Annotated in this window: 1 protein-coding gene; it reads right to left on the minus strand. The window is 31.0% G+C overall.

What is annotated here, in order from left to right:
- Positions 1–224: 224 nt before the first annotated feature.
- On the minus strand, positions 225–683 hold a 459-nt coding region (locus HHU12_RS34370), incomplete at its 5' end, for a T9SS type A sorting domain-containing protein (RefSeq protein WP_169661208.1).

Raw genomic sequence — 683 nt, forward strand, 5'->3', positions numbered from 1 at the left:
CTATAACTTTTGTTTTACGACCCATAATTAGGGTATAAATATAGCTTATATTTTAATTTGTCTCAGTACTTAGCAATTATAAAATAGTAATAAGTTCTGACTTAGAACTTGGATTGAAGAAAGTAAAAAAATACCCGCTAAAAAGGTAAAAACACCTTATTTAGCGGGATGTTAAGCAGTTACACAAACTAATAAATACAACTTATACGCTGTCAAAAAAATACTTAATTAATGATTACCTTTTTGATGGTGGTCTGAGCATTATTCTCTAAAGTCAAAATATAAATCCCTTGGGGTAAGCTAGACACATCTATTGATGTTTTTCCATTATTTATTATTTCTGTCATTTGGACTTTACCTTCTAAAGTCAACAACGTTAGCTTTATATTTTCTATGCCTGATACAAGTGTCGGACATTCAACATCTATTATATCTCTTGCAGGGTTAGGATAAACCTTCACTGACATCAATTCTTCTAATTCGGTTGAAGTAGGTTTTTCTATTGATTCATTATCCAACACAACTATTGGAATTTCTAGTACAGTACTACTTCCTTGTTGGTCTGTTGCCATTACTCTGAAAGTGGCCTCTCCTAATTCCTTTAATTTGAAAACTACTTTATCTTGATCAATAAATGCATCCAATTGATTTAATACTACCGTCGATAAAGAGAATGAGATAGA

This window comes from Flammeovirga aprica JL-4, assembly GCF_012844305.1.
GTDB classification, from domain to species: domain Bacteria; phylum Bacteroidota; class Bacteroidia; order Cytophagales; family Flammeovirgaceae; genus Flammeovirga; species Flammeovirga aprica.